Source organism: Akkermansia sp. KLE1798 (assembly GCF_001580195.1).
GTDB lineage: Bacteria > Verrucomicrobiota > Verrucomicrobiia > Verrucomicrobiales > Akkermansiaceae > Akkermansia > Akkermansia biwaensis.
Genome location: NZ_KQ971090.1, coordinates 49,822 through 75,207 on the forward strand (window position 1 = coordinate 49,822; position 25,386 = coordinate 75,207).

The window sequence follows — 25,386 nt, forward strand, 5'->3', positions numbered from 1 at the left end:
ATATTTCATGCTTTTGCGGAGATGCCGTACCTGTCCGGCTATCCTTTCTGTTTCAACGATTTTTTAAACACATGATCAACTCAAACTACACCATTGCACTGGCGGCCGGCCTGGTTTCCGCGCTGAGCATTGGCGCGGTGATGCCTTCTCATGCGCAGAATGAACCGCGCGATTACCGGCGCACGGCCCCGACTGCCATGAAGGAAGGCAAGTGGCTGTCTCAACTGATTCAGAAACGCAAACTGGACATGTCCATGCCCGGCAGCGCTCCGGGCGATACGGCCGCCCAGATCGAACCCGCCCTGATCCGCGTCATCAAGGATGGCACCATTTACTGGGGCACGGACAACAGTCTGATGATCGACAATGACATGAACAACAGCAACCTGTCGACGCTCGTACAGCAGCTGGAAGCCAAGAAGCAGGAAGCCAGCGCCGTAGGCACCGAGCCCGTCGTTCTATTGCGGGTGGAACGCGAAGTCCCCCACCAGCGCGTCATTGACGTCATGAAAGCCTTGAGGGAGGCCGGGGTCACAACGGTGGCCCTGACCGGCCTCAAAAACGATTAAAGGCGGAAGCCCTGACTGGATTTTCAGTTCCGGGACCTTCCTGGTTTCCGGGAGCTTTTTTAAGGAGCGGAAGTCTGGATGCCGGGAAAGATCGTTTATCCTCTTCCTTCTCATGTCCGGAACGGGCGGGAGGTTTTCCTAAGGTCCTTGGGAATGTGGAAGCGCCGCAGAAGGCCGGCAGAGTGGGGGAATAAATAAACGCGGAGCGCGTGCGGCTTCTTGCACGGATGACTAAAAAGTCGAACTTTCTGCTTTAGACTTTGCCGCATCTTGTTAAAATGACGCAATCCATTACAGGCAGGCATATTTCATGCTTTTGCGGAGATGCCGTACCTGTTCGGCTATCTCTTCTGTTTCAACGATTTTTTTAAACACATGATCAACTCAAACTATACTACTGCACTGGCTGCCGGTTTGGTTTCCGTGCTGAGCATTGGCACGGTGATGCCTTCTCATGCGCAGAATGGTCCGCGCGATTATCAGCGCACGGCCCTGGCTGCCATGAAGGAAGGCAAGTGGCAGGAAGCTCTGGATGCCGTCGACCGCTGCATCCGCGTTTATGAACCCCGCATCAAGATGCTGGGCCTGGATGACGGGTTCGGCTGGTTTTATTACCAGAAAGGCGTGTGCCTGTCCCAACTGAAGAAATACAGTGAAGCCGTGGAGGCTTTCAAGGCCTGCTACACCAAGTTCCCGAGCGCCAGAAACCAGCTCGTGAAGATGGCCCTGTTCCGCGAAGGGGAAAATTACTGCCGCATGGGCGAATTCGGCAAGGGAGCCGAGCTGCTGGAAAAGTTCCTGAAGGAATACCGCAACGATCCCGTCGCCAGAAACGTGAATGCCGGGGAAGTGCAGGGCCTGCTGGCCCAGTGCTATTTCAGGATGGATCCGCCTTCTTTCGACAAGGGGCTGGAAAACCTCACCGCCTGCGTGAATTCCCGCTACAAGGGACGCCGCATTTCCGACGCCGTCATCACCAATTCCTTCCTGGCGATGGTGGAGTCCGCCATCAAGACGGGCAAATGCCAGGAAACGGTGAAATTTGTGGAAGCCCACCCTTCCGTGATGAATATCAGCCCCACCCGCGTGGCGCTGTACGCCCCCAAGCTGGTGAGCGATATTGCGGAAGCCCTGGAAAAATCCCGTTCCCTTCTTCAGAGCGGCAAGCAGAAGGAGTCTGAAGACTATGCCTCCCTGGCCCTGACGCTGATGGGGCTTTTGCCCGACCAAGCCGGAGTGCTGGCGGACGCCAACCATTCCCTGGACCGCCTGGGCCGCTCCAACGGCTCCGTTCCCGGCGTCACCGACCTTTCCCATACGCTGGACAAGTCCAAGGTGAACGCCTTGATCGAGCAGTTCAACAAGATGAAGGAGGAAGGCAAGGTTCTGGACGCCTTTACGTTCAATTTCGTGGGCAACCAGGCCATGGTGCATGGTTCGCAGCGCGTTGCCCGCGCCGCCTACCAGCTCATTAATGACTTCTATCCGGATGCCCCGGGCAGGGAAGACAATCTGTTCTACCTGGCCATGACCACCTGGCAGCTTGGGGAAGCGGATAAGGGCGGGGAGCTGGTGGCCCAGCATATCAAGGAGTTCCCGAATTCCAAGTACGCCCCCACGTTGAATACCCTGTCCCTGGAAGGCTTGCTGAAAGACAAGAAGTTCGATCTTTGCGTTCAGCAGGCGGACAAGGTCATGGAATTGCACAAGGACGACCCCACCCACAAGTTCTATGAACTGGCGCTGTATTGCAAGGGCGCTTCCCTGTTCAACCTGGGAGCCGCCGACGCTGCTCGCTACAAGGATGCCGTTCCCGTGCTGGAACGCTTCGTCAAGGAATACCGGGACAGCACCTACCTGAAGACGGCCATGTACCTGCTGGGTGAAACGTATACGAACCTGGGCAGGACCGATGACGCCATCCAGGCTTTCACCAACTACATTGCCCGCTTCCCGGACAAGGATGACGCCAACCTGGCCGCCGTGCTTTATGACCGCGCCTTCAATTACCTGGGCCGCAAGAATCCCGGCGACGAGGAGCTTGCGATCAAGGATGCCAAGGAGATCGTGGACAATTTCAAGGACCACCGCCTGTTCCCGTATGCCAACAACCTGCTTGCCAGCCTTTACGCCGGCAGCAAGGAGCATGAGCAGGAGTCGGAAGCCTATTCCCTGGCCGCCCTGGAATCCGCCAAGAAGCTGGGCGACAAGCGCCCCGCCGCGGAAGCCGTGTACAACCTGCTGGTGAACGCCACCAGGAAGCCTCTTCCCCTGGAGCCGAAGGAAGCCGTGGAGGCCGCCCGCAAGGCCCGCCGGGACGAAGTCAAGAAGTGGTACGACGAATACTGGAAGGTTGCCGACATGCCCGGCAGCCGCTACAGCCTCCAGCTTGCTGCGGCAGCCATGGATTTCTTCAAGGACGACAAGGAAATGTTTGACCCCTCTGCCGTCAAGATGCAGGAAGTCATTGTCCGGGAAGGCAAGAAGGACGATCCCAAGATGACCGTTCTGCTGGAGGAAGCCGTGAATTCCTACACCAAGAATTACATGGCCGGCTACAAGGCCCTGGGACGGGAATTGGACGCCAACGCCCTGCGCAACCACTTCTACAGGTTCCCCGGTGTGGACAACAGCACGGACAAGACCTTGAGCGCCATGCTCCGCATGGCCGTCATCGCCCAGACACAGGAAGCCTTTGAAAAGGCTCCTGTGGAAACGGACGAACAGCGCGCCGCCAAGGCGGCCCAGGAAGGTCTGGTCAAGCAGCTCTTCGTGGAACTGAAGCGCGACTTCAAGCCCTCCGACCTGCCTCCCTATACGCTTGTCAAGCTGGGCATGCACCTGGCCAACACCTCCCAGCCGGAGGAAAGCATTGCCTACTTTGATGAAATCCTGGATCCGTCGGAACCGAATCCGGTGCGCAAGCAGGCCCGCATCAACGGCATGTCCAAGTACCGCAAGAACGCGGTCTTCGGCAAGGCCGTGGCTCTGGGCCGCAGCAAGGATAACGCCAAGGTGGATACCGCCATCAAGATGATGAGGGATGAACTCAGCAAGGAGGAATCCAGCTCCAATCCGGACCGCAAGGCCATGGAAGACGCCCAGTACAATTTGGTCAAGTTCACCGCCGCCCGCCAGGACTGGCCCGCCGTGATTGCCGCCGCGGAGAAATACCGCGCCGACAAGTCTTACAAGAAGAATCTGCCGGAAGTCCTCTTCCTGCAGGGGCAGGCCTACCTGAAGCAGAATGAGCCGGACAAGGCCCTGGTCTGCTTCATGAACATTACGGGCGCCGATTACAAGGGCCTGGTGAAATGGTCCGCTCCCGCCATGCTGGCCCAGATGGATACGCTGTGGAACAGAAACAAGATGTCCCAGGGCACCGGCAAGCAGCCTTCCGACAGGTACGTCGCATGGAGGACGGGCAGCCAGTATGTCCAGTTGCTGGATACTCCGGCCAACCGCAAGAGGATGACCGCGGAGGACAGCGACCTGCTCAACCAGGTCAAGGACAAGGTGTCCAGATTCGGTTCCGATCCTGCCGTCAGCCAGGAACGTTCGGACATCGCCGCCTATGAAGCGGCCATCCGTTCCGCCAGGGGGCAGAAATAACGAAACACGGTTAGCATATAAACGATATGAAAGCACTTTCAGTAATAATGGTATTGGCCGGTCTGTCCACTCTGGTTCCGGCCATGGCGCAGAACGCCGCGGACCCTCCCCGCCTGAGGGCTCGCGTAGCGAATCCCGCCATCAAGAATGGCCGCCCGACGGATATTTTCATTCTGTCGGCCAACGGTCCCATGGTCCAGTTTGTGGAAACACGGGAATCCCAGGACATTCTTCAACAGGCTGCCAGCGCGTTCAGGACGCTGTACATCTTTGAAACGGATGATTTCGTCGACGCTAAGGTAGCCATGGAAAACCGCAAGTACCAGGACGCCCGCAACAAGTTCCATGCCCTGATCGGCAAGTATGCCGCCACGCTTCCCATCAAGGACAGCCTGTCCGCCCGGGCAGCCGTCAATGAACTGGAATGCGCCATGCGCATGATGGACTGGGCCGGCGTGAAGGGACTGGTGTCCCGGTTCCCCGTCAGGACTGTCAATCTGTCCCCTTCCGCACAGAATGATTTGGAAGTGGCCAAAATCATGGCCCTGATTCCGGACAGGAACTGGAACGAGGTGAAGACCCAGGCCTCCTCCTTCCTCGCAACGAAGAAGAATGCCACGCGCCTTCAGCAGGCGCGCATGAAGTACGCCCTGGGAGCAGCCTCCCTCGCATCAAGGGACCCCAACAAGGCTTTGGATTATTTTGCGGAAGCGCTGGTACTCCTGCATGGTTCCGACGAGAACCTCGGTTCCGCCAGCATCACCCGCTCCCTGGATGCCTATCTGCGCATGCCGGATGTTGCCCAGTTTCTGGAAAACTCCGCGGTATCCGCCGCGGTGGAGGCCAGAAAGCATAATCCGGAAACCGTGATTCCCGAGATGCAGATGAAGACGCGTCCCCTCAACGTGAAGGAAGCGGCGGCCTTGTACCGTCTGCATGAACTCATGTTCCCGGACAGGAAACTGCCGGCCAAGTACGATGCCTTTGCCGTTTCCTACAAGAATCCCTCTGCCGGAACTGCCGAACAGGCTCCCGCAGAAGCGGAAAAGAAGCAGTAGGAGCCAGGCGGGGAAAATCATCACTTTTCCCGGTTTAAACGGAGCCGTCCTGCACGGGGTGCAGGGCGGTTCCGTTTTTTCATGGTATGAAGGGCGGCCACGGGTGTCGGAAGGCGCAAGCCGTTTCGCGGCGGCAGACTCGTGAATCCGCATGAAACGGACATTTTTCCCATCCGGAATCAAGAGATATCGCCCGTGGCAGTACGGCTTTGTAAAGCCGCCGTCATTCGGGATTGAGGCGCCGCAACAGAAGAAATCGTCAAGTCCTTGTCCGGCCTGTTGATAGAATTGGCCACGCCACGCTTTTCCCAAAGCCGCATGAGAAAAACGCTCCTTGCAGACAAAGACCGTAGGAAGGAGCCAAATGCGGAAAAAACGACCTGAAAAGCTGAAGGCAGCATTTCACGGTATATGCGACATGCTGCCTTTCCCTGTTGAAAGAGGAGCCGGTTCCCTGTGACCGGGGACGGCATTCAGCCGGTCCGGGGAACAGGGAATTGCGCCCTCGTCCCAGGCCCGTTTTGCCCGTTACAAAACCAGCATATCGTTGTCATCAAATTCGTCACGCGGTCCCCACGCGACTTCCCAGCAGTAGCCGTCCAAATCGGCAAAATAGGCATGAAAACCGCCCCAGAACACATCCTGCGGCTCTTTTACAATCGTTGCCCCCGCCTTGCGGGCAAGTTCGACGACTTCCACCACTTCTTCCTTGCTTTTGGCATTATAGGCAAGCGTGATTCCGGCGAATCCCGTACCTGTTTCCGGGGGATTGTCCTTGTTGATATCCTTTGCCAAAAGATCCAGAGGATATAATTCCAGCTTCGTGCCGGAAGTGCTGAAAAAGATAACATCGGGGGTGTTGCTTTTTTCCTTTGTTTGAAAGCCCAGGCCGTCCCGGTAAAAGCGGATGGCCTTTTCCATGTCTTTAACGCCGAGGCATATGATATTTATTCTGTTCATGTTCGGTTTCTCTTTCACTTGATACGATAACCTCCGCCGATTCCCATTTGGCGTAGTTCGCCTTGTTGGTTTCAGGCGGACAAACGCGGACCCGTTTTTCTATTGTAGTATCCGGCTGTGCAAATGTAAATATCCGAGGGCCCCAGCCGGACCGTAAATTCGCATCACCGGCCATAAGCGGTTTTGTGAATTGGGGCGACGCCTGGGAGCCCTGTTGCCTTGTCCGGATGGGAGGGCTTGCAACGGAAAGGCTTCCTTGACGGACTTTCCGGCCGGAAGCAAGAAGCTGCTTTTGCTGAGAACGCCTTTTTATTGCAGTTCTGAAAAACGTCCGGACATTCAGGCTGCTTTGCGCCTCCGGCTCAGCAGAGCGAGGGAGAAGCCGAAGATGCCCAGAACGGCTGTGGTCGGTTCCGGGGTATTGAAGTTGATGCCGAGGAATCCGTTCCGGCTCAGGTCCAGCTGGTACCCCTGTTCCGTGCGGATATCCAGCCCGTCCAGGCTGATGCCGTCGGACGCCAGTTGGAAGTAAACCATCCCTCCGTCATCGGAATCGGTATTGACGTTTCCGGTTCCCAGCAGTTGGAGGGTTACATCCTGAAAGCTCAGAGAGGGGCCGCTTTCCCTGGAGGTGCTGCCGGAAAGCGTGAACAGGGGGGAATCCTGGCTGAGGGAGGCAAGCTCCATCGTGATGGTAAGCCCGCTCAGAACGATGTCTCCCGATTCAACCCGTATGGAATTGAAGTTTTTCAGGTCGGCATTGAAGGTCGTACTCTGTCCGGCGGCACTTTGGAAGATCATGGCATTGTTTCCGGAGCCGCCGTCGATGCCGCCGCTGACGGTCCCGGCCATGTAAGTGAAGGTGTCGTTTCCGGAACCCATGATGACCGCTGTTCCGCTGCCACCATGAATCAGGCCGCCCGCCATCGTAATGTTGTTGGCCTGGTCGCTGACGATTTTGATGCCTACGCCGTTGCTTCCTTCCCCCTGGATGGTGCCGGAGTTGAGGATGGCGACGGCTTCAAAGGCGTTCCCTCCGTCGGAATCATCCACCAGAATGCCATAGGCCTGCCCGGCCGCGTTGGAGTTGGAAGCGGAGATGGTTCCCGAATTGGTCACGCTGCCGCCCCCGATGGCCAGGCCGTCCGCACTGCCGAAGGAGTCTTTGGCGATGATCTGGCCACGGTTGGTCAGGTTGACGGCGTAGTCCACGTCCACCCCGTCCCCGTCCAGGGCGGTGGTGTTCCCCGTGCCGCGGATCATGCCGTTTTCTTCATTGATTACGGTGACGATGTATTTGTCGTTCTGCTGGAGGGTTGGGTCCCAGTCCCAGTTCAGGCCGGAGCCTCCCTTGCCTTCAATCAGGGCGGAGTTGGTGACGGCGGCTTCTCCTTCCCCGGTGACGCCGTGTTTCATGCCGATGATTCTGCCGTCTCCGGAGTTGGTGAGCTGAAGCCCGTGGGCGAATGTGGAGATGCCGTCGTCCTCCGGATTGTAATTTTTGGCGGTGATGCCGTTTTCCCCGGCTGCCGTTGTTTCAATAAGGCCGGAATTGATGAGGGTGGCGTTGTTGCCCAGCTTGACGGCGCCTTTCTGGGACGCGGAAATGGCGCCCGTATTGGTGATGGTGACGGAAGTGTTGATCATGTGGCGGAGGTCGATGGCCTGGTTTCCCGTGCCTGTCATCGTGCCTGCATTGTTCAGGCGGATCAATTCTCCCGTGACTCCCTTTTCCATGTCCGGATCAAGCGCGAGGGCCCTTTTTCCGGATATGCGGCCTCCTTCCAGGATTTCAATTTCCAGGAGGGACTGGATTTCCTTGTTCAGGTTGACGGCGTTTTTTTCAACGTTCAGGAATCCCGTTCCCGTGACGGTCAGTTTGCCTTCCGTCATGTTGACCGCTTTCGTCTGGGTGCCGCTGATGGTTTGGGCGGACAAGGGCTGGGCGAAGATCATGGCCGCGGCGGCCAGGATCATGGCTGTGGAATAAAGATGGTGTGTTTTCATGGCCCATGCTCCGCAGGGTTGAGGGAGCATCGCCACCATGCCAGAATGGAGGTGCGGGAGGGAATGCCGTTCGTGAAACAAGTTTGCCACGGGGCATGCCGGCCGAAGGAAGGGAAGGACGGGATATGTCAGGGGAGGGTGGGAGCGGCTTTGACGTCTTCCAGCCATTTTCCGTACACTTCCGGAGAGATTTCGGAAGGCTTGATTTCCGAGCGTTCCCCCCAGAAGACGGCCGTATGCAGCACGGGAATGCCCTTGGCGTCCAGATGGCGGTCAATGGCGGCCTTGTGTTCCATCACGGAGTCCCGTTCCAGTCCGTGCACCACGCCCATGATCTGTGCGCCGCCGAAGACGTCCCCTCCCGTTCTCCAATAGCAGTGGGTCATGCAGATGTGGCGTCCGCATTCGGAACCGGCCCGGATTTCCATGCCGGCGGGTACCGTCCAGTGGAACAGTCCGTTGTATTTGGTGACGGGGCCGTCCTCCGTTTTGGCGCGCACATGCTCCAGGAAGGTGGCGAAGCGGCCGATGACCTGTTTTCTGTCCAGTTCTTCAGCCGTGCGACAGTATTCTTCCGTACTCAGTCCCATCTGCGCGGCGCGGAGGGACCAGGGGTCTTCCACCATTTCCTCCGGTTTGAGCTGTTCCTTGACGGAAAGCAGGACTTTCCATTCCAGTCCGGAGAGGGAGACGGTTTTCGTCTCCTGCATGGGGGCGGGTTCCGGCGTCTTGTCGCCGGGCTGGAGGTTCCTGCGGCGCATGTGGCCCACGCCCAGCGCAAAGACGCCGCGGGCAGGCAGCAGGACGTAGTCATCCGCGCCGACGTGGCGCTTCAGGATGTCGCAGTGTCCTTCCAGCGTGCCGCAGCCCACGGGCACCTTGATCGTGGTCCAGAGCCGGTAGTCGGCTCCGGGATTGGCGCTGTCCGTGTTGCGGAGCACCACATGGCCCGTGAAGGGGTCGTGCGCCTTCATCCAGTCAAAGGCAGCTTCCAGCCTTTCTTCCGGCACGCGCCAGGCTACCAGGGCCCCCTGGGCCAGCTTGGTGGCCAGAAGCGTCTGGCGCACGCGCCGCACCACGCCGGCCTCCATCATGGCCTTGAGCCGTTCAATGACCAGGGGCACGGGGTGGCCGCACTGTTCGGCGATGGCGTGGAAGGGCAGGCGGCGGAAACCTTTGACGCGGTCTTCCGCCACCATGAGGATGTCCGTGTTGACGGGATCGTTCGGCGAGGTGGGAATGCGGTTCATGGCGGATTAAAAAAGGCCGGGCGACCAAGTCGCCCGGCCGGAAGGCTGGTGGTGCAATAGCAGGGGTTACTGGCCGGACTGGTACAGGGGCTTGTTGTCGTACCGGGCGTCGTAGATGGCAAAGCTTTCGCGGTGCTGGTTGTGGTCGCCGCGGAAGATGAGCCTGCCGCTGTGCTGGCGTTCCAGTTCCATCAGAAGGCTGGAGTCTTCATTTTTGAAGCGGGAGAGCACTTCCGAGTTCACGACGATGACCATGTCCCCGATGGTGTCGCGGTATTTCTGGATGCAGGCGTAAATCTGGCGCTGGATTTCCACGCTCATGGTCATCACGGATTTGATGCGGCCGCGGCCGGAGCAGTACGGGCACGGGTCGTGGACGGATTCCCGCAGGCTTTCATTGAGGCGCTGGCGGGTCATTTCCATCAGGCCGATGGGGGTGATCTGGAGTACCTGGGTTTTGGCCTTGTCGCGTTTCAGGCGTTCCTTCATGGCCTTGTAAACGGCCTGTTGGTCCTTCCTGTGGCGCATGTCGATGAAGTCCACCACCACCAGGCCGCCGATGTTGCGCAGGCGGAGCTGGCGGGCGATTTCATAAGCCGCTTCCAGGTTGGTGTCCAGAATGGTTTTGTCCAGGTCCTTGGTTCCCTTGTTGCGCCCGGTGTTCACGTCGATGGCGATCAGGGCTTCCGTTTCGTCAATGACCAGGTAGCCGCCGCAGGGCAGGAGCACCTGGCGCTGGAACGCCTCGTTGATCTGCTTTTCAATACCCAGTTCTTCAAAGATGGGCGTGCGGACGGGGAAGTGCTGGATATGGCGCTTGGCGCGGCGGGAAATCTTGCCGGCGATGGAGCGCATGTGTTCCGTGGTTTCCGAGTCGTCGCAAATGATGTTGTCCACGGTGTCCGTCAGGAAGTCGCGGGCGGTGCGTTCAATGAGGTCCGGTTCCTTGTACACGCACACGGGGGCCGGGTTGGCCTCTTTCTTTTCTTCCACGGAGTACCATTGTTCCAGCAGCATGGCCAAGTCCCGGACGAAGTGGCGGTAGCGCTGCCCCTGGGCGACCGTGCGCATGATGATGCCCATGCCGTCCGGCACGTTCAGCTTCTGCATGATCTGGCGCAGGCGCAGGCGTTCCTTCGGGTCTTCGATCTTGCGGGAGATGCCGAACTGGTCCGTGAAGGGCATCAGGACGAGGTAGCGTCCGGCCAGGGAGACATTGGTGGTGACGCGCGGGCCTTTCGTGCCAATGGGACCCTTGGTGACCTGCACCATGATTTCAGACCCGATGGGATAGATGTCCGGAATGTCCTTGGAGGTGATTTTGCGCTGCTGCTTCTTGGGGCGGCCTTCGCGTTCGATTTCTTCCAGGCTGGAGTCCAGCGCGGCGGGCAGGGCGTCCCAGAAGTGGAGGAACGCGTTTTTTTCCTGGCCGATGTCCACGAACATGGCCTTGAGACCCGGTTCTATGTTTTTGACGCGGCCCTTGAAGATGCCGCCAACGATGTTGTCTTCGCCTTCGCGCTCGATGGTGTATTCTTCCAGCACGCCGTTTTCCAGAAGGGCTACGCGGCGTTCGAGTTTTTCAGCATTGATGATGATTGTTGAGCCTTCCATGGGATCGCATGATCCGAAGCCGAAGGCTCTTTTGATTTTTTTAAGCATTTTTGTAAACACGGGGTGTGAGTAAGCTAGGGTGTGCTATTGCCCGTAATGTTTCCGGAAGGCCATTCCCCGGCGGGAGTGGCTGGAATGAAAGTTTTGGAAATGGCCGGAAAGAAATCATGGCGGGCAGATGCGTTTGACCGGATGCGGGGGGATGAAAGCGGAAGGCCGGACAAGTGGAGCCGGCTCTGCCGGATTCAGTCTTCCGCATCCGTAACATTAGTGAAGAAGTCCAGTTCCTGAAGGGCTTTTCCCGTCCCTTCCGCAACTGCGCTGAGCGGATCTTCCGCGATGTGGATAGGCAGGCCGGTCTGCTCGTGAAGGAGCTGATCCAGTCCGCGCAGCAAGGCGCCTCCGCCGGCCAGAACGATCCCCCGGTCCACGAGGTCGGCAGCAAGTTCGGGGGGGCAGCGTTCCAGAGTCGTGCGCACGGCGTCAACAATGGTATTGAGTTGTTCCGTGAGTGCTTCCCGCACTTCTTCAGAGCGGATGGTCACTGTCTTGGGAAGGCCCGCGACCAAGTCGCGGCCCTTGACCTCGATAGAGAGTTCCTGTGGCAGGGGATAGGCGGAGCCGATGCGGATTTTGATGTCCTCGGCGGTGCGTTCCCCGACCATGAGATTGTAAGTTCTCCTCATGTAGGAGATGATGGCGTCGTCCAGTTCGTCCCCGGCGCAGCGTACGGAACGGCTGTAAACGATACCGGAAAGGGAGATGAGGGCCACTTCCGTAGTGCCGCCGCCGATGTCCACGATCATGTTGCCGGCGGCTTCTTGAACGGGCAGGCCCACGCCGATGGCGGCCGCCATCGGTTCCTCGATCAGGTGCACGCGCCGCGCGCCCGCCGCTTCCGCGGACTCCTTGACGGCCCTGCGCTCCACTTCCGTGATGCCGGAGGGAATGGCGATGAGCACGCGCGGCTTGATCAGGTAGTACCTGGCCGTAGCCTTTTTGATGAAGTAACGGAGCATTTCCTCCGTGATGTAGAAGTCGGCAATGACGCCGTCCTTCAGCGGCCGGATGGCCGTGACGGAACCGGGGGTACGGCCCAGCATGCGCTTGGCTTCGTCTCCCACGGCCAGTACCTTGTCCCCCTTGACGGCTACGACGGAAGGCTCGCGCAAGACGATGCCCTGGTCCTTGACATTGACCAGCGTATTGGCTGTGCCCAGGTCAATGCCAATGTCATAGGAGAACAGTTTGACAATTTTCTGAAAGAAAGATGACATAAAAAAACTAGTGGATAAAGGCGGGCGTCCCGGTCTAACCCAGGGGGAGTCATGCTTTTTCCTTTTCACGGGACTGAAAGTCTGACCCCCGGAGCCGGGGCTGCGGAACGGTTCCGCACAGGACGAATTCACTATGAAAAAACATGCCAGTCAGGTCAAGCGGAAGATGCCTGATGACGTATGTATTTGCATTATCAGCAAGGATGTATTATAGGAGTGAAAGACTCGCACGGATTTTCCCGTAAACAGTCTTTACAATAAAAACATCTTATTTATTTATGAATATCTCCCCTGTTTTTTTGGCGGCCGCAGTTTTGTCCGGAGCCATGTCCGCGCATGCGGACCAGAAAACCGCCGCCGAGGAGGCTGCTTCCTCTACAGGCCAGTATTCCGTAGCCGGAGCTCTCCGGCTGCCCGAACAGACGACCAAAAGGCACATCTACGGCATGAACGTAGGCTGGAAGTTTTTCAAGGGGAAGAATGCTCCGCAGGGAGTGACCGGTCCGGATTTTGACGATTCCTCCTGGCAGTCCGTGAATCTTCCCGACGGAACCGAATTGCTGCCGGAAGAGGCCAGCGGCTGTTCCAATTACCAGGGACCGGTCTGGTACCGGAAGACGTTTACGGCGCCTGCCGATCTGAAAGGCAAGAGAAATACCCTGTATTTTGAAGGGATCATGGGGAAGAGCGAGATATGGGTGAACGGCGAGAAGGCCGCCGAACATTTCGGCGGGTATCTCCCCGTCATCGTGAATCTGGACAAGTGGCTGAAACCGGGTCAGAAGAATGTCATCGTTGTGAAGGCGGACAATTCCAACGACAGCTCCTATCCTCCCGGCAAATCCCAGGAGAGTCTGGATTTTGCCTATTTCGGCGGCATTTACCGTGATGCGTACCTGATTTCTACGGGCCCCGTTTACATCACGGACCCGAATGAAGCGGGAACCGTGGCCGGCGGCGGCATCTTTTTCCGGACGGAATCCCTTGATCCCCGTACGCGGAAAGGCAAGGTGGGGGTGAAGGTGCAGGTAGCCAACAATACGGACAAGGAACAGAAGGTGCGCGTGCAGGCACTGATGACGGACCCCAAGGGCGTGGACCCTGTGGGGGAGACGGCCCCCCTCGTGATTCCTCCGCATTCCGCGGGTGAAGTGGACATTCCCCTGGTGATTTCCAATGTCAAGCCGTGGTCTCCGGATAATCCCAATTTGTACACGCTGAGCGTGGAGGTCTGGAAGGCTGCCGGAGGGGCGGATGCCAAGAATCCGGCCCATTTGCTGGACAACCGCTCCATGAGGGTGGGCGTGCGGACTGTGGAAATTACGGAGAAAGGGCTGGTGCTGAACGGTTCCCTGTTCCCGGAAAAATTGATCGGCGGCAACAGGCACCAGGATTTTGCCCGGCTGGGCAATGCCGTGCCCAACAACCTGCAATGGCAGGATGCCGTGAAGCTGAGAAAGGCGGGCATGCGTGTTATCCGCAGCGCCCATTACCCCCAGGACCCGGCTTTCATGGATGCCTGCGACCGGCTGGGGCTGTTTGTGATCGTCGCTACGCCGGGATGGCAGTTCTGGGGCAAAGGGCCTTTTGCGGACCGGGTGTACGACGATGTGCGCCAGATGGTGCGCCGCGACCGGAACCGCCCCTCCGTGATGATGTGGGAGCCCATTCTGAATGAGACCCATTATCCGAAGGATTTCGCCAAGAAGGTCCGCGACCTGGTGCATGAGGAATATCCGTATCCGGGGTGCTATACCGCTTGCGATGCGGTGGCCCAGGGCAGCGAGCATTATGAAGTGCTTTATGCCCATCCCGCCACGGGGGACAAGCACTGGTCCATCAAGGAGCGGAAAAACAACAAGCCGTATTTTACCCGGGAATTCGGGGACAACGTGGATACCTGGTCCGCCCATAATTCCACCTCCCGCGTGGCGCGGCACTGGGGGGAAGATCCGATGATGGTGCAGGCCCTCCATTATCTCAAGACGTCCTTCCCCTATACCACTTATGATACGTTGAACGCCGCTCCGGCCTACCACTTCGGCGGCTGTCTCTGGCATCCGTTTGACCACCAGCGCGGCTACCATCCGGACCCCTTTTACGGCGGTATTCTGGATGCCTTCCGCCAGCCGAAGACATCTTATTATGCCTTCATGTCCCAGCGGCCCCAGAAGTCCCAGAACGCACTTGGTTCCGGTCCGGTGGTTTACATAGCCAATGAGTGCACTCCCTTTTCTCCGGAAGACGTCACGGTGTTTTCCAACTGTGATTCCGTGCGCCTGAGCGTCAATGGCGGCGCTCCGGTGGAAAAGAAGGTGGGTTCCTATCCCAACGGCCTCAAGCGCGTGCCCGTCGTCTTCCCGAAAGCCTGGGATTTCATGGAAAACAAGAAGCTTGCCCGCGGCGGCAAGGAAGGTGCGGTGAAGCTGGTGGCGGAAGGCCTGATTGGCGGCAAGGTGGTGACCAGGCATGAGGTGCGCCCGTCCCGGCGTGCGGAGAAAATCCGCTTGCGCCTGGACCGGGAGGAAGGGGTGGAGTTGTCCGCGAACGGTTCCGACGTGTTTGCCGTGGTGGCGGAGGTCACGGACGGCCGCGGAACGGTGAAGCGCCTGAATGATGAAGAGATCGTTTTCTCCATCGAGGGGCCGGCCGAGTTGCTGACGGATTCTCCGGACGGCACGCTGGTTCAGCCTGTCAAGTGGGGGTCCGCCCCGGCGCTGGTGCGCCTGGGAACCCAGCCCGGCACCGTGACGGTGAAGGCTTCCGTGAAGCATCCCGGTTCCCAGAAGCCCGTTTCCGGCGTGTTGAAGTTTGACACGAAGGCCTCCGGGCTGAAGATGCTTTTCCAGGAAGATGCCGTAGGCAAGTCCCGAAAAGGCGGGAAGTCCCAGCCTTCCTCCGCGGGAACTTCCTCCGAACGGGAAAAGGCTCTTCAACTGGAACTGGAAAAGGTCCGCCACGAACTCAATAATTTGCGCAATGACAAGGTGAGCAGCCAGCAGAGCCACTTTGAATAATAGAGAGCCTGTGTCATGCTGAGAGAGAAAATAGTCCGTGTCTGCATGTTCCTGCTCCGGATGGGGATGGGAGGCTTTTTTCTGTTTGTGGCAGGGCGCAAGCTCCTTCATCTGGACCAGCTCCAGGCGACCATAGACCGTTTCTCCATTTTTCCGGAGGCCTGGGGGCATCCCCTGGCTTCCCTGGGAGTGGCGTGTGAAATCGTGGTGGGCCTGGGGCTTTTATTCCGCAGAACCTGCGCCGGCGCCGCTCTGCTGGGCAGTGCGTTGACGTTTACGTTTGTGGCCCTCTTTGTGCAGGGGTGGATCAGGGGGCTTTCCCTTTCCTGCAACTGCATCGGGGTGGAGCGGGAAGTGACCAGCTATCCCTTTGAGGTGGCATGGCGGCTGGGCCTGTTTGCCCTGATGCTGGTTATCCTGTGGAATTCCTGCCGGAAGGGGAAAACCTACTTCAACGTTACCCGGCTGGATTTCAGCGAAATGTAAGGCAGGCCGTCCGGGAGGAAGGGCCGGGTTTCCGGCGGCATCCGTTTCCGGCGGAGTGTGTCTGTACCGCCCAGGTGTGCCGGCTCCCGCCTTGTGTGGTTGAAAATCGTTCCGGAACATGGCGGGGGAATCCTCCTTCTCCGGAAAACGCGTTCTTTTGGAAGTACGCGGCAATAAAAAACCGCCTGCCGAAAAAAACGGCAGGCGGCTTGATAGGAAAAACGTGTGTTGATCAGGCTTCCTGGGAGGCTTCTTCCTGCACCTGCACCACGCGGAAAGGCACGCGGGAGGCCAGTTCTCCGTCCACCGTCAGGTCGATGGAGTAGTTGCCCGGCTTTTCAAAGCGCAGTCCCTGGAAGTTCATGATCAGGTTGCGGGTGAAGAAGGAGGCGCCTTCCGGGAAGGCAGGCACCGGAAAATTGATCTTGATGGGCATGCGTTCCTTGTCCAGCGGCGTGCCGTCGGCGTCAACGATGCTCAGGCCCAGTTCATGGTTGCCTTCGTCTTCAGGGGTGAGGCAGATGCGGAGGGCAACGGCGCAAACGGGATGCACTACCGGGAACTGGCGGGCAACCAGGGAGTCGAACCCGCCCTGGATGCAAAGCTTGCCCTGGTAATCGGCGGCGAAGTCACAAAGAGTAGAAACTAAAATATCCATGTCGTGATAATGTTGGTGTATTTTGGCCCGCTTCCATTTGGAAAGCGAGGAACATTGGACAGAACTATACTTACGCCGGACCTATTGCAAGATAAAGGTGCAGAAAATATTGTCATTTCTCCGGGAAAGGCCGGTTCCGCTTGAGGTGGTGCTGGAATCCCTGTACTACTGGTGCAGGCAACGCGTTCCCTGGCATGATCCGATGGTTTTTTGACATACCCTCCAAGCTGATCCACTGGAGGTTGAATCTGGTCAGGACGCTGGGCGCCTATGTTCCGTGGCTGCGCCGGGACGACGGATCCATGAAGATCCACGCCGGAACGCTGGTGGACCTGTTTGCCACCATTCTGAGCGGCCGCCGCCACTTGAGCGCGCGGGATGCGGACGCCGCCCTGGACATTCTGCGCTACACCTTCCCGGAAGTGGAGCACCGCTGGCTTTCCAACCGTTTTGAACGGTCCATGCGCGCCAGCTTGACGGTGGAGGACGTGCTGGCGTCCGCCGCCTCCGGCCGGGATGAAACGGAGCGCATGGCTATTGCCCTGGAAGTGCTTTCCCTGCTCATCAATACCGGAGACCCCAGAATGACCGGAGAGCTGTTCGACCAGGTGACATACGGGTTGGAACTGCCGGGAGCGGCCAACCATTTGAGGCAGCTTCTGATGACTCCGGATGTGGAGGCCCAGGAACCGGCCTACAGCGTGAGCTTTTCTTCCGGAATCGGAGGGGAGGTGTCCCTTCCGGAGTCCGACCAGGGAATTTCTTTCCGGCTGATCCGGTGTTCCCGCCTGGTGCTGGTGGTCAACGACGGCAGCAAGTCCATCGTGGTCCGGGGGAGGCATCTGGCCCCCGGGGGGGTGATGCCTCTGACCAACGGACAGGTGGTGCTGCTGCCCTCCGGGCCGCTGAGTTTTGAGGATTTCGCCTTTTTCCTGGACTGCAAGCGTTCCGGCAAGCAGGAAGTCTGCTATATTGTTCTGGACAACGGTTCGCTCCAGATCAGCCGCATGAGGTCCAGGGCCAGCGCGGTGCGCGTAAGCATGGGCCTGGCCTGCGAGGCGGAGGTGCTGAGGCCGGAGGTGGAGTTCGTGGTGGACGGCCGCCGCCTGTACCCCGGCGAGAGTGTCAGGATGGAATATTATTCCTCCTTCACGCTGGACGGGGAAGGGCCTTTTTCCATGGGGGAGATGCAGAACGCCCTGTCCGACATCGGCCGCCGCTTCCGCCTGGACCCCGGCACCCGCAAGCTGCGCGTGACCAACATGCCGGAAAAGGCGCGCAAGGGGGATATGCTGCTGACTCCCGGCCTGGCCGCGGGAGTGGTGCTGGAGGTTTCTTTTTCCAGCGCTACCAATTCCGGCTGGCTGGAGGTGGTGGAGGCGTCCATGCCCCTGTGGATCAACGGCAGGATTGTCAAGGGCCGGATGTCTTTAAAGGACGGGGATGTGGTGCACCTGAATTCCTACCACGCCCTGCGCTGCCGGTTTTCCGCCGGCGTGCTGGATGAAGAGTACCACGCCATCAGGACGCTCAGCGTGGAAGGCGTCACCAAGGAATTCCGGCGTTCCGGGCGCGTTCTGGACAATATCGACTTGAGCGTGAAGCGCGGAGAAATGGTGTGCATCCTGGGGCCCAGCGGGTCCGGGAAAAGTACCCTGCTGGCCATGATGGCGGGGCATTTACCGCCCACGCGCGGATGCATCCGCTACAACAACCAGCTTCTGTACAGCGCGCCGGAACTGGTGCGCCCCTACATTGCCTTCATTCCCCGGGAAGATATTCTGGACGCCGCCATGAGCGTTTCGGAACACATCGCCCAGGCCACCATCATCAGGAGGCCGCGCCTGACGCGTTCCGGCCGTGCCAGGAGGGTGAACGCCATTCTGAAATTCCTGGGGCTGACGCACATTGCCTCCCGCCGTGTAGGGGAAATGAATGCGCGCACCATTTCCGACGGGGAGAGAACCCGCCTGAACCTGGGGCTTGACCTGGCAGGCATTGCGGACGTGTTCCTGCTGGACGAGCCCATCAGCGGCCTTTCCACCTCGGACGCCAAGCTGGTCATGCAGACCTTGCAGAACATGAGCCGTGACAAGATGGTGATTGCCACCATGCACCGCCCCAGCACGGCCATTCTGAACCAGTTCAACAAGGTGCTGGTGCTGGACCACGGCGGCCAGATGGCCTACTGGGGTGATGTGCCGGGCATGATGCGCTATTTCCGGAAGGCGGCCGTGGACATGTCCATAGAAGTCTCGGAAGAATCCCGGACCGCCGGAGGCGCGGATTACGTGTTTGAGGTGCTGGAAGCCCCTCTTTCCTGGCATGACCGCCGCCGCAGGCAGCATCCGCGGCTGTGGCAGGAACGCTTTGAGGGCTACCGTTTCCGCAATGTGATGGGGCACCATCATGAAGGGGGCGGTCCCAGGACGCTGTATGAAGGCACGCTGGAGTTTCCCCCGGCCCCCCGGCGCAGTATGATGCAGCTCTGGCGGCTTTTCCGCATCTGGGCCGTACGCACGTTTCTGGGGCGTGTCCGGAGCCGGATGGGGCTGTACACCATGCTGCTGGAAGGTCCCGTGCTGGCTCTGCTGATTTCCCTGACTCTGCGCGCTTCTTCCAGCCCGGAGTACACGTTTGCCACGGCGCTTCACATTCCATCCTATCTGTTTCTGGCGACGATCGTAGCCATGTTTTTCGGCCTGACCGGGGCGGCCAGCGAAGTGCTCAAGGACCGCGCCCTGCTCAAGAGGGAGAGCAATTCCAAGGTGTTCGTGACCGGTTACGTGCTTGCCAAGGCACTGGTGCTGACAGGGCTGTCCGCCGTGCAGTCCGCCCTGTTTCTGTGGGTGGGGAACGCCATTCTGGAAATCCATGAAATGTTCCTGGTTTATCTGGGGACGATGACCTTGACGGCCTTCATCGGCGTGAGCCTGTCCCTGCTTGTCTCCGTTTTTGCCAAAACGGAGCGGGCGGCGCTCAACATGGTGCCGCTGCTGCTGATTCCCCAGATTCTGATGGCCGGGGCCATCGTGCATTTTGATGAAATGAACCAGTTCATTCCCTGGTCCGCCCACCGCACGGACGAACACGGCCGCCTCAAGCCGGGGCGCGTTCCCCTGGTGGCGGAGTTTTGTCCCCTGCGCTATTCCTTTGAGATGATGGTGGTGGACCAGGCTTCCAAAAATGTCTGGGAAAAGGAACGGGAGACCATTCAGGAAAAAGTGGATGAATTGAAGGCCAAGCCCCAGTTGAGCAACCGTGAATTTGAGGAGTTCAAGCTGCTCAAGCTGGCGCTGCTGCACATTTCCGCCATTGGCGCAGAGAATCCGGAACAGGCGAAAGACGCCGTGCGTACCGTCCGGCGCGCCGCCATTGACGGTTCGGAGAAAAGCTATAAGCGGACTATTGACCGTCTGGAGCGGGAGGGCAAAGGCAAGCCTTCCGTCAAATCCTTCTATGTCAACGACCGCATTGTGATGCTGGATGAATCCGCGGAGATTCAGCGTGTCAGCCGGGATACGCTGGACCGCCCGGAAATTTTCCTGGCGCGCCGCCAGCCTCTGCCGTGGGGCAATTCCGGAAAGGCTCCGGATGATCCGGGCTACAGCGCGGACGAAGGGACGGTGCCCACGCCGTGGAAGGATTCCGTGTTCCTGTTCCTGATGGGAGCCGCTCCCCTCTTTGTGACGGGCCGCGTAATCAAGAGACGGCTGGAAAAAGCCGGATAACCCTTCTCCGGAAGTGCAGCCGCAGCTTGATTTTCAGTGGACCGTGGCGGAGGAGGTTGTTCGTGGGTGGCGGTTCAGGCAGGAAAAACAGTTTTTTCATTCTTTTCCATGCTTCAGGACGACGGGCTGCCGGCAGTTTTTCCTTTCCCCTTTTTTCTCCGTGGCGTCCCGGGTCGGGAGACAACGCGGAGATATGAATACCCGCAGTTATTTTATTGACGTTCGCGGAAGAAACACTATCTTAGAAAAAACTTATTTTCCATTATGTCTGCCCGTTTATTCAACAAGTATTCTCTCTCTTCTCTGTCTCTGGCGGCGTTGTCTGTCGGATTCCTGTCCTGCGGAGGCAGCGGCGATACTGGGGAAGGGGATTGCCTGCCGACCGGGAGCAGGCTGGACATGGTCGTGCCGATTGCGGATGAAATAAATCCGGACAATCACACTACTCTGACTATTCAGTTGACGGGCAATGGTTCCGACCTGCCGTTGGCGAAGATTCAGGGAGCGGCCGCCGGAACTACGATTCCCGCTACGACCCACATGATTTACAGGAGGCCGAGTGCGGAGAAAGCTTCCCTGAAAGGAAACTTTGTATTGGCCCAGGGACAGATTACATTGCCAGGTCCGATTGTGGTGATTTTTTATGGTTCCGTTCAGGTGGACATGGATATTACGTACCATGCTTCCACAAAGCATGAAACGGCCCAGGGTACGTGTACGGGCTCCGTTTCCTTCATAAGCGGCATCCAGCAGGGCGGCGGCGAGATCGGTGCCGGGAATCCGTGGTCTGGAACGAACGGCAGCGTGTACTACTACCCCACCGGCAATTGATTGGCCATCTCATCAAGTGGCTCATGAGTCACAGGTTTTATATTCAAAGTGCGGTGGTTCGCAAAGGACTTCCGCGCTTTTTCTTTTACAGGGAAATATGTTGAGAAAGTGGAAAAAATCCTGCCTGATGGCGTTGCCGTGTGTGCTGGCATTCAGCCAGCTTCATGGGGCCGGGACGGATTCTGCTCCGAATGTGGGGTCAGAGTCCTCCGTGACCGTACAGGACTGCTACATCAATGCATTCAAGGCCAAGATCGTGCCCGAGAGGATACGCTCGTTTGCCATGCCGGCGGACGGAATCGTCAGCAACTGGATTCCTGCGGAAGGCCGGGTCCGGAAGGATGCCATCATCGCTACGGTCAATGAGGATGAGATCGAGATGGAACGGAGGGAGCTGGAAGTCAAGATTCTGAAGGACCGCATCGCCAAGGAGGAAGAACTGTCCGAACTGGAAAAGCAGCTGGATGAAATGAAATTCTATTCCTCCCTGTCCAGGGAAGAAAGGCAGTACGCCAGCAAACAGCCGGAGGGAGGGCAGAAGGCGGAGCAGTCCCTGAAGAACAAAATCGAACTGGTCAAGAAGGAGTTGACCATGGTGGAAGACAAACCCCGGCTGGAGTTCCGTAAGAAGGAGGAAAAGTACATCCTCAGAATGCCTTTTGACGGCAAGCTGCAGTACCAGTTTTCCTTTCCGCGGGACGACAGCACATCCCTGTATCTGGATGCGGCATCTTCCATTGCGACCGTTTGTGATGATTCCGCCTACTATATTACCATTTCCATTGTCGATCCCGATCTGACCAGGCTGCCTCCGGAGTCCCTTTATCTGGCCGTTCCCATGAGTGACGGTTCCTCCCTGAAAGGAACGTTCGCTTTCAAACGCGTGGAGAAGAATACTTCCAGCGGAGGAGATTTGCTGGCCTACTTTTTCCGACTGCCTCCGCAAGACCATGACCGGGCGCACGCCATGCTGGGTTCCAATTGCACGGCCAGGCTTTATTATTCCCCCCCCGGAGAAGTAATCCGCCTTAATAAGATCCGTCTGGCCTCCAGTCCGGAGGGGAGAAAATGCTCCTCCTGGCAGGAACTTCTGGAAAAGATGCATCCCGATCTGGAGCTGGTCGTGAGTGGAGAAACGGAATTGATTGTTCGGAAAAAATGAAATTGGAATGTGAATCCGTCTGGTTCAGCTATTCGAACAAGCAATGGATTTTTGAGAATTACAACAGGGTTTTTTCTTCTGGAATTACCATTTTAAAGGGATATTCCGGATGCGGCAAGACTACGCTGCTGAAAATTCTGGCCGGTTATCTGCGGCCCCAGCGGGGGAGGGTGCTCACCCCGCGCCGCGGGTCCCTGACGGATGCTCTTTACCGTCGCAAGGAGGTGAGCTACATGTTCCAGGGCATCAACCTGCTGCCCCTGGCAACGGTGGAGAGAAATCTTCAGTTATGTGCGGAAATGGCCATGCTGCCCAGAAAACAGTGGAAGCGCAGGGCAGATGACCTGGTGGAGAGGCTGGGGCTGGAGTCCCTGCGCCACAAGAAGGCCGGAAGCCTGTCCGGAGGCCAGGCCCAGCGCGCCGCGCTGGCCCGTACGCTGATGAAGGATTCTGATATTCTGCTGCTGGACGAACCTACTTCCGGACTGGATGACGGCAACACGGAGATCATCAAGAAATTGATCAGGGAGTATCCTGCCGACAAGATTTGCATTCTGAGTACGCATGATTCCCGCCTTTTTGATCTGACTCATGAAATCATTGATTTTAATCAGCCTGTATCTCTTTAAGGATACGCTTCACCGTTGGAAGGAAAGGCCGGCCAGCCCTCTTTCCCGCGTGCTAGTCGCGTTTTTTCTTTCCCTGTGTGCCCTTTCCTTTCTTGCGAATTACGTTCTTTCCTCCAAGATGCTGCATGATGAGATCAGAAAGAACGGTGCGGACCTGATTACGGTTTTTGATACCGTGCGTGAGGGGGAGGCCTCCAAAAGAAATCTGCTTCAGCATGAACTGCCTCTCCTGCACGACTGCGATGTTCTGGCTCTGAAGGATTCTCCAGCGGGGTTTGCCCGGGTGGGGAAGGCCGTTTTCCCCATTCTGGAATACAACATGGAGTCCTGCGCTTTTCTTGCCGATCTGGAGTTGGAGGAACATTCTATTGTCCTCCTGTTTAATCCCGGCAGGAGTCCCCTGCATCCGGGACCATGCGCGGTATCCATCGGGGATTTTGATTTTTCCCTGAATGCCTCCCCGTTGCCGGAAAACCATCTGCTGGGGAAACTGTATCCTTCGGGAGTTGTTCTTGCCCCGGAGGGCGCTTTCAATTTTGAATTGGATTCCCTCATGAGCAATTACCGTTATGTCATCCGGGTGCATGAGATGACCGCGGCCAATATCCAGAGCATTGAAGAGACGCTGAATAATATTGTACGCTATGACGGGAGCATGACGATAGTGCAGACTCACGTGGGACTCCTGAAAAGATTGGAAGTTCTGATGAGCAACCAGATGGAATGCCGGATGGGTTTTTCCATCGGCATTGCGGTTATTGTGGGGATTCTTCTGACTGCCCTGGCTTCCATGGAATTCCGCCAGAACGAATATGTTTATACCCTGATGAAAAGTTTCGGGGTGCGACCGCTTCTTCTGATCCTCACATTCATTGTCGAGAATATTTTCCTGATCGGCATTTCCTTTGCCGGAGCCGTATGGGCTTTCATGAAGACACAGAAGATCGTGCTGGGAGAGTTTTTCAAATTGGGCGATACCGTTCTGACGTATGCCGATATACGGCAGGATTTGTGGCTCTTGGGCATTTCCCTTTTAGGATGCGTGCTGTTTTCCTCCATTCCGGTCGTTTTCTCCGCCTATCGCCCTATCGGAAAGGTGCTGAAATAGGCGGGACAGGGGTGAATTCCGTTGTCCGGGCAACGGGATGCAGGCTCTGTTTCTTACCGGAAAATGGAATGGAGCGGGTGACCAGTCTTGAAGCTTTGCCCTTTTTCAGCCATGCTGTGGATGTTTGAATATCCGTTTCTCAATGACCCGGTCCGGATTATCCGGATAGACCGCGCAGTACGGAATTAAAGACGGCAGTTATGAAGGGGAATGTTCTTCCTTGTCTTTAAAGCAGGCTTTTCCGCCACGAAAAAGCCCGCAGAGGTATCCCCGCGGGCTTTTTGGAAAGAAACAGGAAGGTGAGCTGTTAATTCGGTAAATTGAATCTCGTAAGTGTTCCGGGGCGGTCCGTAACGGCAGGGTCGGCAAAGTAGGGATCGGATACGGCGCATGTGGCGCTTCCGGTCCCCTTGGTGACGTTTTGGACGTTGGTCATGACCATGTAGCAGGGGAAAGCTTCTTCGCCATCCCGGTTGGTATACCAGTAAAAGGATATTTCGCTTGCGGTATCGTCCGCGGGAACATAGCCCCTGACGTGCATGGATGCACTGCTCGGGCTTGCGCTTTCTCCGGAATAAACGTAGGCATTCTGTGCGGAAATCACATTAAAGCCAAAAACATATGAGCTTCCGTCTTCCAGGGTGACGGTTACGTTGCGGGCGGTGCCCACAGGAAGATAGATTTCTTCGGTTTTGCTGGAACCGCCGCAGCCTGTAAGCACTGAGGTGCATAATACGGAAGGGAGCAACAAGGAAGTCAGGAGGCAAAAACGAGTGTTCATATGGATGAGAAATGTCGTGGATTATATTGAGGAAGGGGAGGATCAGTTGTTATAGAAAATGGTGACGTCCGCCGTGACGTTGTTGAGAGTTTGCATCTCCTGCCCTGCAGGCTGGGATGAGATCGTGGCTCCTTCTCCTCCTGCTACGGCATGCGTGGACTGGTCAAATTCGAGAGAAGGTATATCCAGGGAATACGCGGTAGTGTTGTTTGTTCCCTGGATCCAGCGCAGGTTCAGGTGCGCGGTATTGTCGCCCGTCTTGTAATAGACCACGGTGGGGGCACCATTCCATGTGGCGATTTGACTTCCTCTGGTGGTAAGTTGGGATTGGCCGCTGTTGTCGGTGATTAACTCAAAGATGTTCGGGAAGGATGAAGCCGTTATGCCCAGGCTGATGGATACCGTGGTACCGTTAAGCGTCGTGGGGGCGATGCCGTTGCTGCTGCTTCCGCCGCATTGGGTAAGAGAAAGGAGACCAAGGGAACAGCAAGCCATGGAGATGGTTTGAAAAAGAGGGCGCATAACAACTAACTGGATAATGTTTATTGCGCAGACTGTGGTATTTCATATGGTTTGTCAAGGAAGGAAATCGGGAAAATAAAAGTCCCGGGAAAAGGTCTGGAGGGAAAAGCCGGA

General features: G+C 57.5%; 18 protein-coding genes. 10 read left to right on the top strand and 8 right to left on the bottom strand.

The genetic code is table 11. The features are described from left to right. Positions 1-71 precede the first annotated feature (71 nt). The 3 genes from HMPREF3039_RS09670 (at position 72) to HMPREF3039_RS09680 (ending at position 5,239) form a co-directional block, all read left to right on the top strand. A complete protein-coding gene (locus tag HMPREF3039_RS09670) occupies positions 72-569 on the top strand; it encodes an ExbD/TolR family protein (protein WP_067570960.1) in 498 nt (165 codons plus the stop codon). 375 nt (positions 570-944) lie between these two features. Then, positions 945-4,181 (top strand): tetratricopeptide repeat protein, encoded by a 3,237-nt coding sequence (locus tag HMPREF3039_RS09675; RefSeq protein ID WP_197457898.1) that lies wholly within the window; start codon positions 945-947, stop codon positions 4,179-4,181. A gap of 26 nt (positions 4,182-4,207) precedes the next feature. Then, positions 4,208-5,239, top strand: coding sequence for a mucin utilization putative transporter subunit Mul1B (locus HMPREF3039_RS09680; RefSeq protein WP_156473614.1), 1,032 nt, complete (start codon positions 4,208-4,210; stop codon positions 5,237-5,239). Between the two features lie 528 nt (positions 5,240-5,767). Here HMPREF3039_RS09680 and HMPREF3039_RS09685 read toward each other — a convergent pair. The 5 genes from HMPREF3039_RS09685 to HMPREF3039_RS09705 form a co-directional block, all read right to left on the bottom strand. Further along, complete coding sequence (locus HMPREF3039_RS09685) at positions 5,768-6,199, bottom strand: VOC family protein (protein ID WP_067570954.1); 432 nt, start codon at positions 6,197-6,199, stop codon at positions 5,768-5,770. Positions 6,200-6,538: 339 nt separating this feature from the next. Then, positions 6,539-8,206 (bottom strand): hypothetical protein, encoded by a 1,668-nt coding sequence (locus HMPREF3039_RS09690; protein WP_147549697.1) that lies wholly within the window; start codon positions 8,204-8,206, stop codon positions 6,539-6,541. A gap of 128 nt (positions 8,207-8,334) precedes the next feature. Beyond that, positions 8,335-9,456, bottom strand: coding sequence for a winged helix-turn-helix domain-containing protein (locus HMPREF3039_RS09695; RefSeq protein ID WP_067570951.1), 1,122 nt, complete (start codon positions 9,454-9,456; stop codon positions 8,335-8,337). Between the two features lie 66 nt (positions 9,457-9,522). After that, positions 9,523-11,070, bottom strand: a complete 1,548-nt coding sequence (locus HMPREF3039_RS09700; protein WP_082770105.1) for an Rne/Rng family ribonuclease — start codon at positions 11,068-11,070, stop codon at positions 9,523-9,525. A gap of 245 nt (positions 11,071-11,315) precedes the next feature. Further along, the gene (locus HMPREF3039_RS09705) at positions 11,316-12,347 is read right to left on the bottom strand and encodes a rod shape-determining protein (protein ID WP_012419593.1); all 1,032 of its coding nucleotides are present in this window, start codon (positions 12,345-12,347) and stop codon (positions 11,316-11,318) included. Positions 12,348-12,673: 326 nt separating this feature from the next. Here HMPREF3039_RS09705 and HMPREF3039_RS09710 point away from each other — a divergent pair, with 326 nt between their 5' ends. Then, entirely contained in the window at positions 12,674-15,364 is a 2,691-nt protein-coding gene (locus tag HMPREF3039_RS09710) for a glycoside hydrolase family 2 (protein WP_067571047.1), read from the top strand. Positions 15,365-15,379: 15 nt separating this feature from the next. Next, the gene (locus HMPREF3039_RS09715) at positions 15,380-15,850 is read left to right on the top strand and encodes a MauE/DoxX family redox-associated membrane protein (RefSeq protein ID WP_147549733.1); all 471 of its coding nucleotides are present in this window, start codon (positions 15,380-15,382) and stop codon (positions 15,848-15,850) included. A 232-nt stretch (positions 15,851-16,082) separates the two neighbouring features. Here HMPREF3039_RS09715 and HMPREF3039_RS09720 read toward each other — a convergent pair whose 3' ends face one another. Further along, the gene (locus tag HMPREF3039_RS09720; protein WP_067570945.1) at positions 16,083-16,508 is read right to left on the bottom strand and encodes a DUF6941 family protein; all 426 of its coding nucleotides are present in this window, start codon (positions 16,506-16,508) and stop codon (positions 16,083-16,085) included. 194 nt (positions 16,509-16,702) lie between these two features. On the opposite strand from HMPREF3039_RS09720, the gene HMPREF3039_RS09725 reads away from it, so the two are divergent. From HMPREF3039_RS09725 to HMPREF3039_RS09745, 5 genes are all read left to right on the top strand, one after another. Further along, entirely contained in the window at positions 16,703-20,239 is a 3,537-nt protein-coding gene (locus HMPREF3039_RS09725; protein WP_067570943.1) for an ATP-binding cassette domain-containing protein, read from the top strand. Positions 20,240-20,503: 264 nt separating this feature from the next. Then, on the top strand, positions 20,504-21,070 hold the full coding sequence (locus HMPREF3039_RS09730) for a hypothetical protein (protein WP_067570941.1): 567 nt from the start codon (positions 20,504-20,506) through the stop codon (positions 21,068-21,070). Positions 21,071-21,167: 97 nt separating this feature from the next. Continuing rightward, positions 21,168-22,232 (top strand): hypothetical protein, encoded by a 1,065-nt coding sequence (locus tag HMPREF3039_RS09735; protein WP_067570939.1) that lies wholly within the window; start codon positions 21,168-21,170, stop codon positions 22,230-22,232. After that, entirely contained in the window at positions 22,229-22,861 is a 633-nt protein-coding gene (locus tag HMPREF3039_RS09740) for an ATP-binding cassette domain-containing protein (protein ID WP_067570937.1), read from the top strand. Before HMPREF3039_RS09735 ends, HMPREF3039_RS09740 begins: the two co-directional genes overlap by 4 nt. Then, entirely contained in the window at positions 22,824-23,969 is a 1,146-nt protein-coding gene (locus HMPREF3039_RS09745) for an ABC transporter permease family protein (protein ID WP_147549710.1), read from the top strand. Before HMPREF3039_RS09740 ends, HMPREF3039_RS09745 begins: the two co-directional genes overlap by 38 nt. A 307-nt stretch (positions 23,970-24,276) precedes the next feature. Here the strand turns inward: HMPREF3039_RS09745 and HMPREF3039_RS14415 are convergent, their stop codons facing one another. Together HMPREF3039_RS14415 and HMPREF3039_RS09755 are read right to left on the bottom strand one after the other, a co-directional pair. Beyond that, positions 24,277-24,573 carry a hypothetical protein gene (locus tag HMPREF3039_RS14415; RefSeq protein WP_231863903.1) on the bottom strand — a complete coding sequence of 99 codons (297 nt, stop codon included), beginning with the start codon at positions 24,571-24,573 and terminating at the stop codon, positions 24,277-24,279. 219 nt (positions 24,574-24,792) lie between these two features. Beyond that, entirely contained in the window at positions 24,793-25,272 is a 480-nt protein-coding gene (locus tag HMPREF3039_RS09755) for a hypothetical protein (RefSeq protein WP_067570931.1), read from the bottom strand. Between the last annotated feature and the right edge of the window lie 114 nt (positions 25,273-25,386).